General features: G+C 64.3%; 13 protein-coding genes. 1 reads left to right on the forward strand and 12 read right to left on the reverse strand.

Annotated features, from left to right (window positions below):
* Positions 1–314 precede the first annotated feature (314 nt).
* From IVA79_RS15585 to ugpC, 12 genes are all read right to left on the reverse strand, one after another.
* Positions 315–674 (reverse strand): OB-fold domain-containing protein, encoded by a 360-nt coding sequence (locus tag IVA79_RS15585; protein ID WP_247554130.1) that lies wholly within the window; start codon positions 672–674, stop codon positions 315–317.
* Positions 671–1,807 carry a thiolase family protein gene (locus IVA79_RS15590; RefSeq protein WP_247554131.1) on the reverse strand — a complete coding sequence of 379 codons (1,137 nt, stop codon included), beginning with the start codon at positions 1,805–1,807 and terminating at the stop codon, positions 671–673. Before IVA79_RS15590 ends, IVA79_RS15585 begins: the two co-directional genes overlap by 4 nt.
* Before the next feature lie 11 nt (positions 1,808–1,818).
* Positions 1,819–3,018 carry a CoA transferase gene (locus IVA79_RS15595; RefSeq protein WP_247554132.1) on the reverse strand — a complete coding sequence of 400 codons (1,200 nt, stop codon included), beginning with the start codon at positions 3,016–3,018 and terminating at the stop codon, positions 1,819–1,821.
* 120 nt (positions 3,019–3,138) lie between these two features.
* Complete coding sequence (locus tag IVA79_RS15600) at positions 3,139–3,345, reverse strand: hypothetical protein (RefSeq protein ID WP_247554134.1); 207 nt, start codon at positions 3,343–3,345, stop codon at positions 3,139–3,141.
* 171 nt (positions 3,346–3,516) lie between these two features.
* Positions 3,517–4,686 (reverse strand): acetyl-CoA acetyltransferase, encoded by a 1,170-nt coding sequence (locus IVA79_RS15605; RefSeq protein ID WP_247554136.1) that lies wholly within the window; start codon positions 4,684–4,686, stop codon positions 3,517–3,519.
* A 59-nt stretch (positions 4,687–4,745) separates the two neighbouring features.
* On the reverse strand, positions 4,746–5,396 hold the full coding sequence (gene eda, locus IVA79_RS15610; protein WP_247554138.1) for a bifunctional 4-hydroxy-2-oxoglutarate aldolase/2-dehydro-3-deoxy-phosphogluconate aldolase: 651 nt from the start codon (positions 5,394–5,396) through the stop codon (positions 4,746–4,748).
* A gap of 18 nt (positions 5,397–5,414) precedes the next feature.
* Complete coding sequence (locus tag IVA79_RS15615; RefSeq protein ID WP_247554140.1) at positions 5,415–6,383, reverse strand: sugar kinase; 969 nt, start codon at positions 6,381–6,383, stop codon at positions 5,415–5,417.
* Positions 6,384–6,407: 24 nt separating this feature from the next.
* The gene (gene denD / locus IVA79_RS15620) at positions 6,408–7,394 is read right to left on the reverse strand and encodes a D-erythronate dehydrogenase (protein WP_247554142.1); all 987 of its coding nucleotides are present in this window, start codon (positions 7,392–7,394) and stop codon (positions 6,408–6,410) included.
* A 68-nt stretch (positions 7,395–7,462) separates the two neighbouring features.
* Entirely contained in the window at positions 7,463–8,389 is a 927-nt protein-coding gene (locus tag IVA79_RS15625; RefSeq protein ID WP_247554143.1) for a carbohydrate ABC transporter permease, read from the reverse strand.
* Positions 8,382–9,335, reverse strand: a complete 954-nt coding sequence (locus tag IVA79_RS15630; RefSeq protein WP_247554144.1) for a sugar ABC transporter permease — start codon at positions 9,333–9,335, stop codon at positions 8,382–8,384. The genes IVA79_RS15625 and IVA79_RS15630 overlap by 8 nt, the downstream gene beginning before the upstream one ends.
* 64 nt (positions 9,336–9,399) lie before the next feature.
* Positions 9,400–10,719 (reverse strand): ABC transporter substrate-binding protein, encoded by a 1,320-nt coding sequence (locus tag IVA79_RS15635; RefSeq protein WP_247554145.1) that lies wholly within the window; start codon positions 10,717–10,719, stop codon positions 9,400–9,402.
* A gap of 47 nt (positions 10,720–10,766) precedes the next feature.
* Positions 10,767–11,834, reverse strand: a complete 1,068-nt coding sequence (gene ugpC, locus IVA79_RS15640; RefSeq protein WP_247554146.1) for a sn-glycerol-3-phosphate ABC transporter ATP-binding protein UgpC — start codon at positions 11,832–11,834, stop codon at positions 10,767–10,769.
* 201 nt (positions 11,835–12,035) lie between these two features.
* Between ugpC and IVA79_RS15645 the strand changes: the two genes are divergently transcribed.
* Complete coding sequence (locus IVA79_RS15645; protein ID WP_247554147.1) at positions 12,036–13,139, forward strand: LacI family DNA-binding transcriptional regulator; 1,104 nt, start codon at positions 12,036–12,038, stop codon at positions 13,137–13,139.
* Positions 13,140–13,208 lie beyond the last annotated feature (69 nt).

Here is a 13,208-nt window from a genome sequence, read left to right on the forward strand (position 1 = left end):
GGGTGCGCTAGCCGCACAACGATGAGTCACGCCCAAGTCTAGGGAGAAAGTGCATGAAGGAAGCCACCAAGGGGGCTGCCTCGGGAGCGCTCGCGCATATGCTGGCGGTGACGGCGATGCTCGTCATCGCCAGCATCTTGTTCTACGGGCGCTAGAGTCTTGGTTTGCGCATGATCTTCCCGGAAAACCGCTTCACACTTTTCCGGATCATGCGCGCAGAGTTTTCGTCATTCCGGGGTGGCCCTCGCACAGGCCAGGCCCAGAATACCCGTTCCAGGCTCGGTCCTTGACCGCCCCCGAATGACGAAATCCCGTCAGATTTTCTTCGCAAAAAACGGCACGAGCTTGCCGGCAAACGGCTTGAAGCTCGCAACGACCGAATCGCCGATGGCCAAGTCATTCTCGCCGTGGGCCATCATGCGAAAACCCTCGGCGCAATCGACCAGCAGGATGTTGTAGGGCACGTGCGTGCGCATCTCTGGTGTGGCGGCACGGCAGACCAGCGAGGTCGCGTAGACCCTGCCCTTGCCGCTGGCGCGCTGCTCACGCGGACCGGGGGCGCCGCACGCCGCGCAGAAGGCCCGGTGGAAATACTGCACATGACCGCACGCGGCGCAGACCTGGTAAATGATGGCCTGTTCGCCCATCGTCCAATCCGCCAGACGCTCGCTCATCGCACCCGCTCCAGGAACATGCTGACATGCGACGACAACACACCGCCGTCGCCGTGCAAGAGCGCGATCGAGGCCTCGCGCACCTGGCGGCAAGCCGCCCGCCCCGTCATCTGCAAATGCGCTTCGACCAGATGCGCCATGGCGCCGCCGACGCCGCAATGGCCGTAGCTGAGCAGGCCGCCATGGGTGTTCAGCGGCATCGCGCCATCGCGGCCGAAATGACCTGATCGCACACGGGCCGCCGCCTCCCCGCGACCGGCGAGGCCGAGGTCTTCGAGCAGCATCGCGAGCGTGATCGTAAAGCTGTCGTAGATCGCGGCATAGCGCACGTCGGAGATCGCAAGGCCGCAAGCCTCCTTGGCGCGCGCGATCGAGATTTCTGCGCCGAGCTCACGGAGCGCGGGTGCGGCCGTGACATGCTGATGGGTATGCGCCTGCGCGCAGCCGCGGATGCGCACGCCTGCCTCGCCGGTCCGCTCGCGGCTGATGATGAAGGCCGCGCCGCCGTCGGACACCGGGCAGCAGTCGAGCAGCTTGAGCGGCATCGCCACCGGCTTCGAGGCCATGACGTCGGCAACCGTGATCGGATCGTGGAATTGCGCGCCGGGATGGCTGCAGGCGTGCTTGCGCATCAGCACGGCGAACTCGGCGAGATCTTCTTCGGTCACGCCGTATTCGTGCATGTACCTGCTCGCGACGAGGCCGTAATAGGCGGGAATGGTCGGCCCTAACGGCACCTCGTAGTCGGGATGGCCGACTTGCGCCAGCGCCTGGATCGAGGCATCGCGGCTCTGCCCGGTGAGGCGGTTCTCGCCGGCGACGACGAGCACGTTGCGGCAGACACTGGCTTCGACGAGATGATGGGCCAGCATCGTCATCGCGAGCCCCGTGGCGCCGCCGACCTGCACGGCATGGGCGTAAGCAGGACGAATGCCAAAGTGCTCGGCGAACACGGTCGCCAGCATGATGTGCGGCGAGACGGTGGAATAGCCGCAAAGAATGCCGTCGATGTCCGAACGCTTCAGCCCGGCATCATCGAGCGCGGCTTGCGCGGCCTTGCTCATCAGGTCGAGCGACGATGATCCTTCATGCTTGCCGAAAGATGTGAGGCCGACACCGGTGATGAAGCTCATGGCTCCCCTCCCTACTCCGGCACCGAACGCGTGACGCCATCGCGAACCATGGCGGCGATTTCATCGGCGGAATAGCCGACCTCGCGAAGAATCTCCGCGCCGTGCTCGTTGAGGCGCGGCGCGAGCCGTACCGGTTCGGCCTCGGTCTCGGACCAGGTCGCCGTCACCTTCATGCTGCGGATCGGCCCTTCGGTCGGATGGTTCACGACCGGGAAGAAATTCGTCGCCTCCAGATGCTGATCGTGCAGGATCGAGGCAAGGTCGTGCATCGGCATGACGGGCACGTCGGCCTTGGTCAGCAGGTCGATCCACTCGGCCGTGGTGCGCGTCTCGAAGATGCGCGCGAGCTCGGCATAGACGACATCGATATTGGCGGCGCGCCCCGCGAAGGTTGCGAATTTGGGATCGGCGCGCAAATCGTCGCGTGCGGTCGCCTTGAAGAAATTCTCCCACTGCTTGTCGTTGTAGACGATGACGCTGAGATAGCCGTCCGAGGTCTTGTAGGGCCTGCGGTCGCGCGAGAGGTGGCGGGCATAGCCGCCCTTGTCGAGCGGCGGCTCATAGGTGAGCCCGCCCATGTGATCGCCCATGACGAAGCCGGCCATGGTCTCGAACATGGGGATGTCGACGCGCTGGCCGCGGCCGGTGCGGTCGCGGTGCACCAGGCTGGCGCAGATCGCGCCGACCGCGGTGAGGCCGACGATGCGATCGACCAGCGCGTTCGGCACGTAACGCGGCACGCCGTCGCCGGTCTGCGCCATCAGCGCCGGCAGCGCCGTGGCGCCCTGGATCAGATCGTCATAGGCGGGCTTTGCCGCATAGGGCCCGTCCTGGCCGAAACCGAACACGCCGGCATAGACGAGGCGCGGATTGATGGCGGAGACGACGTCATAGCCGAGCTGCAGCCGCGCCATCGCCTGCGGGCGGACGTTGTAGACGAGGACGTCGGCGTCCTTGATCAGCCGCAGCACGGCCTCGCGTCCCACAGGCTTTTTCAGATCGAGACAGATCGAGCGCTTGCTGCGGTTGGTGTTGAGAAACACCGGGCCCATGCCGGCGTGCCGCATCGGGCCGATCAGGCGGGTGACGTCGCCGTCGAGCGATTCCACCTTGATGACATCCGCGCCGTAGTCGCCGAGCATCTGGGTCGCATAGGGCCCCATCAGCACGGTGGTCATGTCGATGACCTTGATGCCCTTCAGCGGCCCCATCGTTCGCTCCCGATTGCGCAAGGCGCGGCCCCGCGGTTTCGGTCCAGCTAAAGGCAGCGATGCCGCGCGCGCAAGGGCGGCCGGCGTATGGCCGCATGCGCCGCGCGGCGATTTCGGCCGCTATTTCTTCTGGCGGGATTCGCGGATATTGAGGAGCCGGTCGAGTTCGTCGTTCTGCTGGCTGATCCGGTCGGCGATGCGCGACTCGTTCTGCTCGCCCGAGGCGGCCGCGGCCTGCTCGATGAGCTGGCGGATATTGTCCTCGAGGATCGCGATGCGTTCGTTGAGTGCGTCCATCGACAGTGAGTCTTCGTAGTTATTGCTCATGATGCATTCCCTGCAAGTCAATCAAGAGCATTAAGGCCGGCCGAGGCAGGCCCACCATGATCCAACGCAAAGGTCGTAGGGTGAATTAGCCGCCGGCGTAATCCACCAACTCTGTCTCCAGGGAGACAAAAGAGGTGGGTTACGCCTACGGCTAACCCACCCTACGCAATCCTACTTCAGCGGCTCGAGCACGGAAACGTAATTGGCGACGGCAGCACCGCCCATGTTGAAGATGCCGCCGAGCTTGGCGTTCTTGAGCTGCATGCCCTCGGGCGCCTGGCCTGCGAGCTGCATCGCGGTCATCACATGCATGGAGACGCCGGTGGCGCCGATCGGATGGCCCTTGGCTTTGAGACCGCCGGACGGATTGACCGGCAGCTTGCCGTCCTTGAGCGTCCAGCCTTCCTTGATGGCGCGGGCGCCCTGCCCCCGCGGCGTCAGGCCCATCGCTTCGTACTCGATCAGCTCGGCGACGGTGAAGCAGTCATGGGTCTCGACGAAGGAGAGATCGGATAGGGTCACGCCAGCCTTCTCCAGCGCGCGCTGCCAGGCCACCGTGCAGCCCTCGAACTGCAGGATGTCGCGCTTGCTCATCGGCAGGAAGTCCTGGGCATGCGCGGTGGCGCGGAAGCCGATCGACTTGCTCATGGCCTTGGCAGTCTCGGCATCGGCCAGCACCAGGGCCGCTGCGCCGTCGGACACCAGCGAGCAGTCGGTGCGCTTCAGGGGACCGGCGACATAAGGGTTCTTCTCGCTCTCGGCGCGGCAGAAATCGAAACCAAAGTCCTTGCGCATCTGGGCGAAGGGATTGGCGACGCCGTTCTTGTGGTTCTTGGCCGCGATCAGCGCCAGCGCATCGGACTGGTCGCCATATTTCTGGAAATAGGAGCTGGCGATCTTGCCGAACACGCCGGCGAAGCCGCCGACGGTGTCGCCGTCCTCGGGCAGGTAGGACGCCTTGAGCAGGTTCTTGCCGATCTCGGGTCCAGGCGTGCGGGTCATCTGCTCGACGCCGACGACCAGGACGATCTTGGCAGCCCCTGCGGCAATCGCGCGCAGGCCCTGGTGCACGGCGGCAGATCCCGTGGCGCAGGCGTTCTCGACCCGGGTTGCGGGCTTGAAGCGCAGTTTCGGGTCGGCCTGGAGCACCAGGGAGGCGGTAAAATCCTGCGGCGAGAAGCCGGCGTTGAAATGGCCAAGCACGATCTCGTCGACATCGCCGGCCGAAATGCCGGCATCGGCCAGCGCCTCATTGGCCACGCGGGTGACGAGGCTTTCGACGGTTTCGGTGTCGAACTTGCCGAACGGCGTATGCGCCCATCCGACGATGCTGGCGGTCATGGTGGTTTCTCCCTGGGGTCTCTTCCTGAGCTAAGTCTTAGCCCAGGGATGGCAAGACTTCACCCAGCTTTCAGGGCCTTGAGGGTGCGCTGGCAGATGGCAGTTATGCCGGCCCAGTTCCCGGCCCTGATCTCCGCCGTCGGGCACAGCCAGGACCCGCCGACCGCGACCACGTTGGGCTCGGCGAGCCAGCTCGCCGCATTGGCCTCGCCAACCCCGCCGGTCGGGCAGAATCGCACGCCCGGGAATGGGCCGCCGAGGGCGCGCAGGCCCTTGATGCCGCCGGCCTGCTCGGCCGGAAAGAATTTCGCCACGTCGAAGCCGTGCGACAGCGCCATCATCAGCTCGGACGCCGTGGCAATGCCCGGCGCGAACGGCAGGGAGCTGTGGGTGGCGGCCTTGAGAAGGTCGGGGGTCAGGCCCGGGCTGATGCCGAACGCGACGCCGAGCTTCTCGACACGGGTAAAATCGGCCGGATTGAGGATCGTGCCGATGCCGACGACAGCCTCGGGCACCTCGGCCATCATCGCCCGCGCCGCCTCGATCGCAACGGGGGTGCGCAGCGTCACCTCCAGCGTACGGACGCCGCCGGCGACCAGCGCACGCGCCAGCGGCACGGCGTCCTGGATGCGCTCGATGGTGAGGACGGGAATGACGGTCGCGGCTTTGAACAGCGCGACGAGGTGGTTCTGTTGGGCAGTCGTGGGCATCTCGTGGATCTTTTCGTTTTACTTGGTGGCCTGGCGAGAGGTCGCCGGCCGGTGCCGTTTCTTCGGGGGCATGGCATAGCCCGGAATGATGGCGCCAGGATAGCAGATCACGAGGCTCGCGAGGCGATGCCCGGCCTGGGCGGCCTCGACCGGATCGGAACCGGCGAGCCGGGCGGCAATATAGGCGGCGGCAAAGCTGTCGCCGGCCGCTGTGGTGTCGACGACGGGTTTTGTCATGGGTTCGGCGTGGACTTCGCTCGTGCCCCCGGGGAAGCGCAAGAGGCTCACCGGCTCGGCAAGGCGGAACACCAGCTCGGGCGTGGGAATGCGCGCCATCAGCTGATCGTGGCTCTCGCCGGGATAGAGCGCGAGCAGATCCTCGGTCGAGGTCAGCACGATATCGGCGGCCGCAAACGCTGAAGCAAACACCTCGCGCGCGACGTCGCGATCCGGCCATCCCCGCGCGCGGAAATTGGTGTCGAACACGAAGCGGGTGCCGAGCAGGCGCGCCCGCTTGATCGCAGCGAACAGGCGCTCGCGCCCGGCCGCATCGTAGATCGAGAGCGTGATCGCGGAAAGATAGACGATGTCGTAGCTCATCAGCGAGTTGAGCAGCTCGTCGGTCTCCGGCAGGCTCATCAGTTGCCGCGCCGCCGCGCTGTCGCGCCAGTGGAAGAACTGGCGCTCGCCCTTCGCGTCTAACTGGATCATGTAGAGACCGGGCAGCTTGCCCGCTATACGCACGACACGCCGGGTGCCGACGTTCTCCGTAGTCCAGGCCGCGATCATCTCATCGCTGAGGGCATCGTCGCCGAGAGCGGTGAGATAATCGACCTTGACCTCAAGCCGCGCCAGATAGACGGCGGTGTTGAGGGTGTCGCCGCCGAAGCCGCGTGAGTAAAGGCCGCCGCCCTGCCCGGCAGACGCGCCGCCCTGGGCCTGCCGGAGCTCGACCATGCATTCGCCGATGCAAGCAACGCTCGCCATCACTTGGGCCCGCTCAGTCAGAGATCAGGCGACGAAATTGCCGCCGAGCTCGTCTTCGATGTGAATGCGGATGATGTCGTCGAAGGTCTTCTCGGCCGTGGTGAAGCCGAGTTCGAGCGACCGCTTTGCATTGAAATTGCGCGGCCAGCCGCCGACGATTCCGACGATGAAGGGATCGGGTTCACGCTTGATGCGCGCAGCGACCTTCTCACCCGCAACCCGCTTCAAGGCGGCGATCTGCTCGCCGACCGTGGCCGACAAGCCCGGCATGGTCAAATTGCGGCGCGGGCCGACGGCGGCAAGGTCCATGGTGCCGGCGTGGAGCAGGAAGCCGACGGCGGAGCGCGGTGTGGCGTGCCAGTGGCGGACGTCCTCGGAGACGGGAAGAACCGCTTCCTTGCCGGCGAGCGGCTCGCGCAAGATGTTGGAGAAGAAGCCCGATGCCGCCTTGTTGGGCAGGCCTGGCCGGATGCAGATGGTCGGCAGGCGGATGCCGATGCCGTCGAGGAAGCCGCGGCGCGAATAGTCGGCCAGCAGGAGCTCGCCGATTGCCTTCTGGGCGCCGTAGCTGAGCAGCGGGGTGTGGAAGAATTCATCGCCGATCGCGTCCGGGAACGGCGCGCCGAACACCGCGATCGAGGACGTGAACACCACGCGCGGCTTGTAGCCGCCGCCAACCAGCCTGATGGCATCGAGCAGCATCCGCGTGCCGTCGAGATTGATGCGGTAACCCTTGTCGAAATCGAGCTCGGCTTCGCCGGAGACGATGGCGGCGAGATGGAAGATCACGTCGGGGCGGCCGGCGATGAGCTTTTCGGCAGCGCCGGCGACTGCGAAATCGCCCGAGACGGTCTCGACGGGGAAGCCGGCTTTCTCCGGCTTCTTCGGCTCGACCACGTCATGCATGGTCAGTTTCGTGATGTCGCTCTTGCCGAGCCGGCCGTCGCCGAGCAGCCGTTCACACAATTTGCGGCCGACCATGCCGGCGGCACCGAGAACCAGAACGTGCAAGAGCCTAACTCCTTCTTATTGGCCGGAACGCGCAAGCCCCTCGCGCGCTCCAATGGCAGACCCCGCGATCACTCCTTCACGGCGCCGGTCATCGCGGACACATAATGCTCCACGAAGAAGGCGTAAAGGATGACGAGCGGCAGCGAGCCGGCCAGGGCTCCCGCCATCAGCGAACCCCAGCGGTAAATGTCACCATCCACGAACTCGTTGACGATCGCGACCGGCACCGTCTTGTTGCTGGTCGACTGCAGGAACGTCAACGCGTAGATGAACTCGTTCCAGCACAGCGTGAAGCAGAAGATGAAGGCAGAGATCAGGCCGGGGATGGCGAGCGGCAGGACGATCTTGATCAGGATCTGCCAGCGGCTCGCCCCGTCGATCAACGCGCATTCCTCGAGCTCGAACGGGATGGTCTTGAAATAGCCCATCAAGAGCCAGGTCGAGAATGGGATCAGGATGGTCGGATAGGTCAGGATCAACGCCAGCGGCGAGTCGAACAGGCCGTACTGAAACACGACGGTGGCGAGCGGAATGAACAGGATCGACGGCGGCACCAGATAGGCGAGGAAGATCAGCCCGCCGACGAGGTTGGCACCCTTGTAGCGCAAGCGCACGATGGCGTAGGCAGCGAGCACCGATGCGATGATCGACAGCACCGTGGCGCAAACCGCCACGTACATCGTGTTCCAGAGCCAGTACGGATAGTAGCTCTCGAACAGCAGCTTGTGGAAATGCTTGAAGGTCGGATTCCAGGTCCAGAACGGGTTGTACCTGTCGAGATCGAGCAGCTGCTCGTCCGGCTTCACCGAGGTCAGCGCCATCCAGTAGAACGGAAACAAGAGCACCACGACGATGATCGCGAGCGGCAGGTACAGCGTCACCATCCGGCGCGGCACCGACTGCAGATAGCTCATGCCCTCGCTGTGATCGGCCGTAGGCGCCGAGCCCGACAGCACATTCTTGAGGTCGATGGATCTGGTGGGCAGGTCAGTCATTGTTCTCTCCCTGCTGCCACTTGCGGCGCTGCAGGCCGAACCAGGACACCATGATCGCAGCGAGCAGGAACGGAATCATGGCACTGGAGATCGCCGCGCCCTCGCCGAGCTGCCCGGCGATGATGGCGCGCTGATAGGACAGCGTCGCCATCAGATGGGTGGCGTTGACCGGGCCGCCGCGCGTCATCGCCCAGATCAGCTGGAAGTCGGTGAAGGTGAACAGCACCGAGAAGGTCATCACGACCGCGATGATCGGCGTCAGCAGCGGATAGGTGATGAACCGGAAGTTCTGCCAGCGCGTGGCGCCGTCGAGGGTTGCGGCCTCATAGAGCGACGGCGACACCGTCTGCAGGCCCGCGAGCAGCGTGATCGCCACGAACGGCACGCCGCGCCAGATATTGGCGAAGATCACGCAAATGCGCGCCCAGGTCGTGTCGCCGAGGAAGTTGATGTTCTGATTGATCACACCGAGATGCTTCAGCGACCAGGAGATGATCGAGAATTGCGAGTCGAAGATCCACCAGAACGCCAAGGCCGAGAGCACCGTCGGCACGATGAAGGGGATCAGGACCATCGCGCGCAGCATGGCCTTGAACGGCATATTCTCGTTCAGCAGCAGCGCGAGATAGAGTCCGATGGCGAATTTGAGGGCGCTGGCGATGAAGGTGTAGAGCAGCGTGTTGAACACCGACAGCCAGAAGATGGAGTCGTCCCACAGCCACTCATAGTTCTCGGTGGCGACGAAGTGCCCGACCCTGCCGATGCGGGTGTCCGTGAAGGACAGCCAGATGCCGAGCCCCAGCGGATAGGCCAGGAAGAAGATCAGGAACGCCATGGCCGGCACCATGAACCAGAAGCCGAGCCAGTTGCGATTGTGTTTGAGCTGGGTCCAGGCGTTGTCCTCGCTCATCTGAGGCTTGGCCCGGGGAATTGCGACATCAGCCATGCCCGATATCCCTGATCGAAATGTTGACGAGCGGGCGACCGTATGGCCGCCCGCTCCGTGACTCTCAGCGATAGATGCGCTTCAGCTGGCGCTCGGCTTCCGCCATCGCGCCCTTCGCATCCTTGGTGCCCGTGCAGTAGTTGGCGAACATATCGACGACGATGAAGTCGGCGATGGCCGTTGCCGCCTTCTCGCCGACCGTGCCGATACCCGACGCCGGCAGCGTGCGCTTGGAGGCCTGCGAGAACACCTCGTTCTTGGGGTCGGCCTTCCAGATCGGCGCCGACTCGTAGGCGTTCAAGGTCTGCGTCAGATAGCCCTGCGCGCCGTCCAGCCACTTCTCGTAGTTCTCCTTCTCCAGCATGAAGGCGACGAAAGCCTTCGCCGCATTCGGATATTTGGTGAAGTTGAAGGCGAGGATCGGCAGCGCCAGCTGCAGCTCGGTCGGCTTGCCGACCGGCCCGACCGGCCAGAGCGCATGATAGGTGTCTTCGGTCAGCTCCTTCTTGCTCGCATCGGTCTTGGCGGCGACGTAGATCGAGATGCCGTTTGCCGTGCAATAGAGCTCGCCAGCGAGGTAGGCCTTGTTGTTGGAGGAATCGTTCCAGGACGCCGTGCCCGGGATGAAATTGTCATACAGCGCCTTGCAGTACTCCAGCGCCTTCGCCGTCTCCGGCGAGTTGATGATGATCTTGTCGTTCTGGTCGACCGTGTAAGCGCCGTGGCCCCACAGCACCCAGTGCAGCCACGAATTGCCGTCACCCGAGGCATGGCCGAGCGCGAAGCCGGCCGGCGTGTTGTTCGCCTTCAGGGCCTTGCACATCTCGAGGAAGCCGGGGAAGTCCTTCGGGAATTCCTTGAAGCCGGCCTTGTCGAGCGCCGACTTGCGGTAGGTCATGTAGCCGCCATTGGTGGCGACGGGAACGCCGAGCCAGTCGTTGCCCTGCTTGCAGGTCTTGGCGGCCGCATCGGTCCAGCCACCATACTTCTTGCCGAGATAATCGGCGACGTCGTTCATCTTCAGCACTTTGGTGGGGAACAGCTGCGGCAGCGTGTGCAGGCCCCAGGCGAGATCGAGGCCGGAGCCGGTATTGGCCGCAACCGACGCCTTCGGCTGCACGTCCTCGAAGGACTCGCTGAACACGTTCATCTCGGTGCCGGTGGCAGCCTTGAACGCCGCGACCATCGCGTTGAACGCATCGTCTTCCGCCGGCACGAAGCGCTTCCACCGCATCACGGTCAGCTTGGCGCCGGGCTCGGCCTTCCAGGGCGCGCTCTGCGCCCAAGCCTTGGCGAAATCGAACAGTGCCGGCCCGGTGAGCATGCCGGTTGCAGCCAGTGCCGTTCCGCCTTGAAGCAGAGTCCGGCGGGTAAAGTCTTGCATATCGTCCTCCCTGTGATGCTTTTTTATTGTCTTAACTTGAACTTACGCTATGCGTTCAGGCGCTTCCCCGTCGCCTCGTCGAACAAATGCACCAGTGACGGGTCGGGCTTCAGCCGGACCTTATCGCCCGGGTTGAACTGGTGGCGTTCGCGGAAGACCGCGACGACCTGCTCGCCGCCGATCTTGGCGAACACTTGCGTCTCCGAGCCGGTCGGCTCGACCACGACGATCTCGGCCTCGGCGCCGTCGTCGGCGATGGTGAAGTGCTCGGGCCGCACGCCGTAGACGGCGGGACGGCCGTCGGACGCCGCGGGCGCGGTCTTGAGCGGCAGCTTGACGCCGTTCGGCCCTTCGAAGGTCGCGACGCCGTTGACGCGCACATGCCCCTTCAGGAAGTTCATCGCGGGCGAACCGATGAAGCCGGCGACGAACTGGTTGTCCGGCTTGTCGTAGAGCTCGAGCGGCGTGCCCATCTGCTCGACGATGCCGTCATGCATGACGACGATCTTGTCGGCCATGGTCATGGCCTCGATCTGGTCGTGGGTGACGTAGACGGTCGTCGTCTTCAGCCGCTGGTGCAGCTCCTTGATCTCGGTGCGCATGGCGACGCGCAGCTTGGCGTCGAGGTTGGACAAGGGCTCGTCGAACAGGAAGACCTGGGGATCGCGCACGATGGCGCGGCCCATCGCGACGCGCTGGCGCTGACCACCCGAGAGCTGGCGCGGATAGCGATCGAGCAGCGGCGACAGCGCGAGAATTTCGGCAGCCCGCTTGACGCGCTTGTTGATCTCGTCGGCGCCGGCATTCCGCAGCTTGAGCGAGAAGCCCATATTGTCGGCCACCGTCATGTGCGGATAGAGCGCATAGTTCTGGAAGACCATCGCAATGTCCCGCTCCTTGGGCTGGACATTGTTGACGACGCGGTCGCCGATCGAGATCGTGCCGGACGTGATGTTCTCGAGACCGGCGAGCATGCGTAGAAGCGTCGACTTGCCGCAGCCGGAGGGGCCGACCAGAACGACGAACTGGCCGTCCTCGATCGGTACGGTCACGCCGTGCAGGACTTCAAAATTGCCGAACGATTTCCGCACGTCGCGGATTTGCACAGACGACATCTAGCTCCCTCCTCGAAAGTCCACGACGCTTCTAGCGCCGCGACCGTCTTGTTTTTCAGACTTCACCGAACCAAGCCCGACCTTAGCGGGCAACATTGTCGGCAGTTTGTGCGGTTTTGGCAATTTGTCTTTGGTTAGTCGGTGCTGGTAGCGCTGTCAACGTTCCTTTGTTTGCGGGACCGACTGTGTTATGAGCAACAAATGGGTCGAAAACGCACCAAGTCAGGCAAGATCCGGCTGGCGGAAGTCGCCGAACTTGCCGGCGTCAGCCCGATTACGGCGTCCCGTTTCTTTCGCAATCCGGAGGCCCTGTCGCTCGCCAAGCGGACGCGGGTCGAGAGCGCGGCCAAGGAGCTCGGCTATGTCCCGAACCTTGCGGCACGCGCGCTGGCCTCGCAACGCACCGAGGTCATCGGTGTCTTGATTCCCTCTCTCACCAACAACGTGTTCTCGGACGTGCTGCGCGGCATCTACGATGCGTCCGAAGGCAACCGTTACTCGATCCAATTGTCCAACACACGCTACAGCATTCTCCAGGAGGAGAAGCTGCTGCGCCTGTTTCTCGCGCAGAAGCCGGCCGGGCTGATCGTCACCGGGATCGACCAGACCGCGGAATCGCGCGCGATGCTGGAGGCCGCCGACTGCCCGATCGTGCAGATCATGGAGATCGGCCCCGATCCGGTCGACATGATGATCGGCTTTTCGCACTACGATGCAGCCCGCGCAGCGGTTGCGCACCTATTCGACCAGGGCCGCCGCAGAATCGGCTTCGTCGGGGCGCGCATGGATCCGCGGGTGCAGCGGCGGCTGGACGGATATGTCTCGGCTATGAAAGACGCCGCGTTGTTCGAGCAGCGCCTCGTCGTCACGACCGCGACACCGACCTCGGTGACGCTCGGCGGCGCCCTGTTCGCCGATCTCTTGGCGCGAGAGCCCGGCCTCGATGCGGTGTTCTGCGCCAATGACGACCTCGCGCTCGGCGTTCTGTTCGAATGCCGGCGCCGCGAGATCGGGGTCCCCGACCAGATTGCGATCGTCGGCTTCAACGACCTCGAATTCATGGCGTCCGCCGTCCCCACCCTCACCAGCGTGCGCACCAACCGCTACGAGATGGGCAAGACGGCCGCGACCATGCTGATCGAGGCGATCGACGGACGGCGTCCGGAACAGCCGGTGCTCGATCTGGGCTTCAAGATCATCGAGCGGCAAAGCTCAATGCCGCGCCATTCGGAGAGCAGGCCTGCGGCTTCAGGCGCGGGTGCGACAGCGAACAAAATGGTAGCGTTACCAAGTGGCCATGACTAGTATCGGATTTGTGAGGAAACGACCCGCCAGCGGGCCAGCGATCCATCATTCGCGCCGTTGGGCATCGCA

Source organism: Bradyrhizobium sp. 138 (genome assembly GCF_023074075.1).
In the GTDB taxonomy this organism is placed as follows: Bacteria; Pseudomonadota; Alphaproteobacteria; order Rhizobiales; family Xanthobacteraceae; genus Bradyrhizobium.

Coding starts and splice junctions, on each gene's coding strand:
- IVA79_RS15585 (WP_247554130.1), bottom strand. CDS start 674: ATGAGCGAGCGTCTGGCGGATTGGACGATGGGCGAACAGGCCATCATT.
- ugpC (WP_247554146.1), bottom strand. CDS start 11,834: ATGTCGTCTGTGCAAATCCGCGACGTGCGGAAATCGTTCGGCAATTTT.
- IVA79_RS15605 (WP_247554136.1), bottom strand. CDS start 4,686: ATGACCGCCAGCATCGTCGGATGGGCGCATACGCCGTTCGGCAAGTTC.
- IVA79_RS15645 (WP_247554147.1), top strand. CDS start 12,036: ATGGGTCGAAAACGCACCAAGTCAGGCAAGATCCGGCTGGCGGAAGTC.
- IVA79_RS15600 (WP_247554134.1), bottom strand. CDS start 3,345: ATGAGCAATAACTACGAAGACTCACTGTCGATGGACGCACTCAACGAA.
- IVA79_RS15590 (WP_247554131.1), bottom strand. CDS start 1,807: ATGAGCTTCATCACCGGTGTCGGCCTCACATCTTTCGGCAAGCATGAA.
- IVA79_RS15625 (WP_247554143.1), bottom strand. CDS start 8,389: ATGACTGACCTGCCCACCAGATCCATCGACCTCAAGAATGTGCTGTCG.
- eda (WP_247554138.1), bottom strand. CDS start 5,396: ATGCCCACGACTGCCCAACAGAACCACCTCGTCGCGCTGTTCAAAGCC.
- IVA79_RS15635 (WP_247554145.1), bottom strand. CDS start 10,719: ATGCAAGACTTTACCCGCCGGACTCTGCTTCAAGGCGGAACGGCACTG.
- IVA79_RS15595 (WP_247554132.1), bottom strand. CDS start 3,018: ATGGGGCCGCTGAAGGGCATCAAGGTCATCGACATGACCACCGTGCTG.
- IVA79_RS15615 (WP_247554140.1), bottom strand. CDS start 6,383: ATGGCGAGCGTTGCTTGCATCGGCGAATGCATGGTCGAGCTCCGGCAG.
- IVA79_RS15630 (WP_247554144.1), bottom strand. CDS start 9,335: ATGGCTGATGTCGCAATTCCCCGGGCCAAGCCTCAGATGAGCGAGGAC.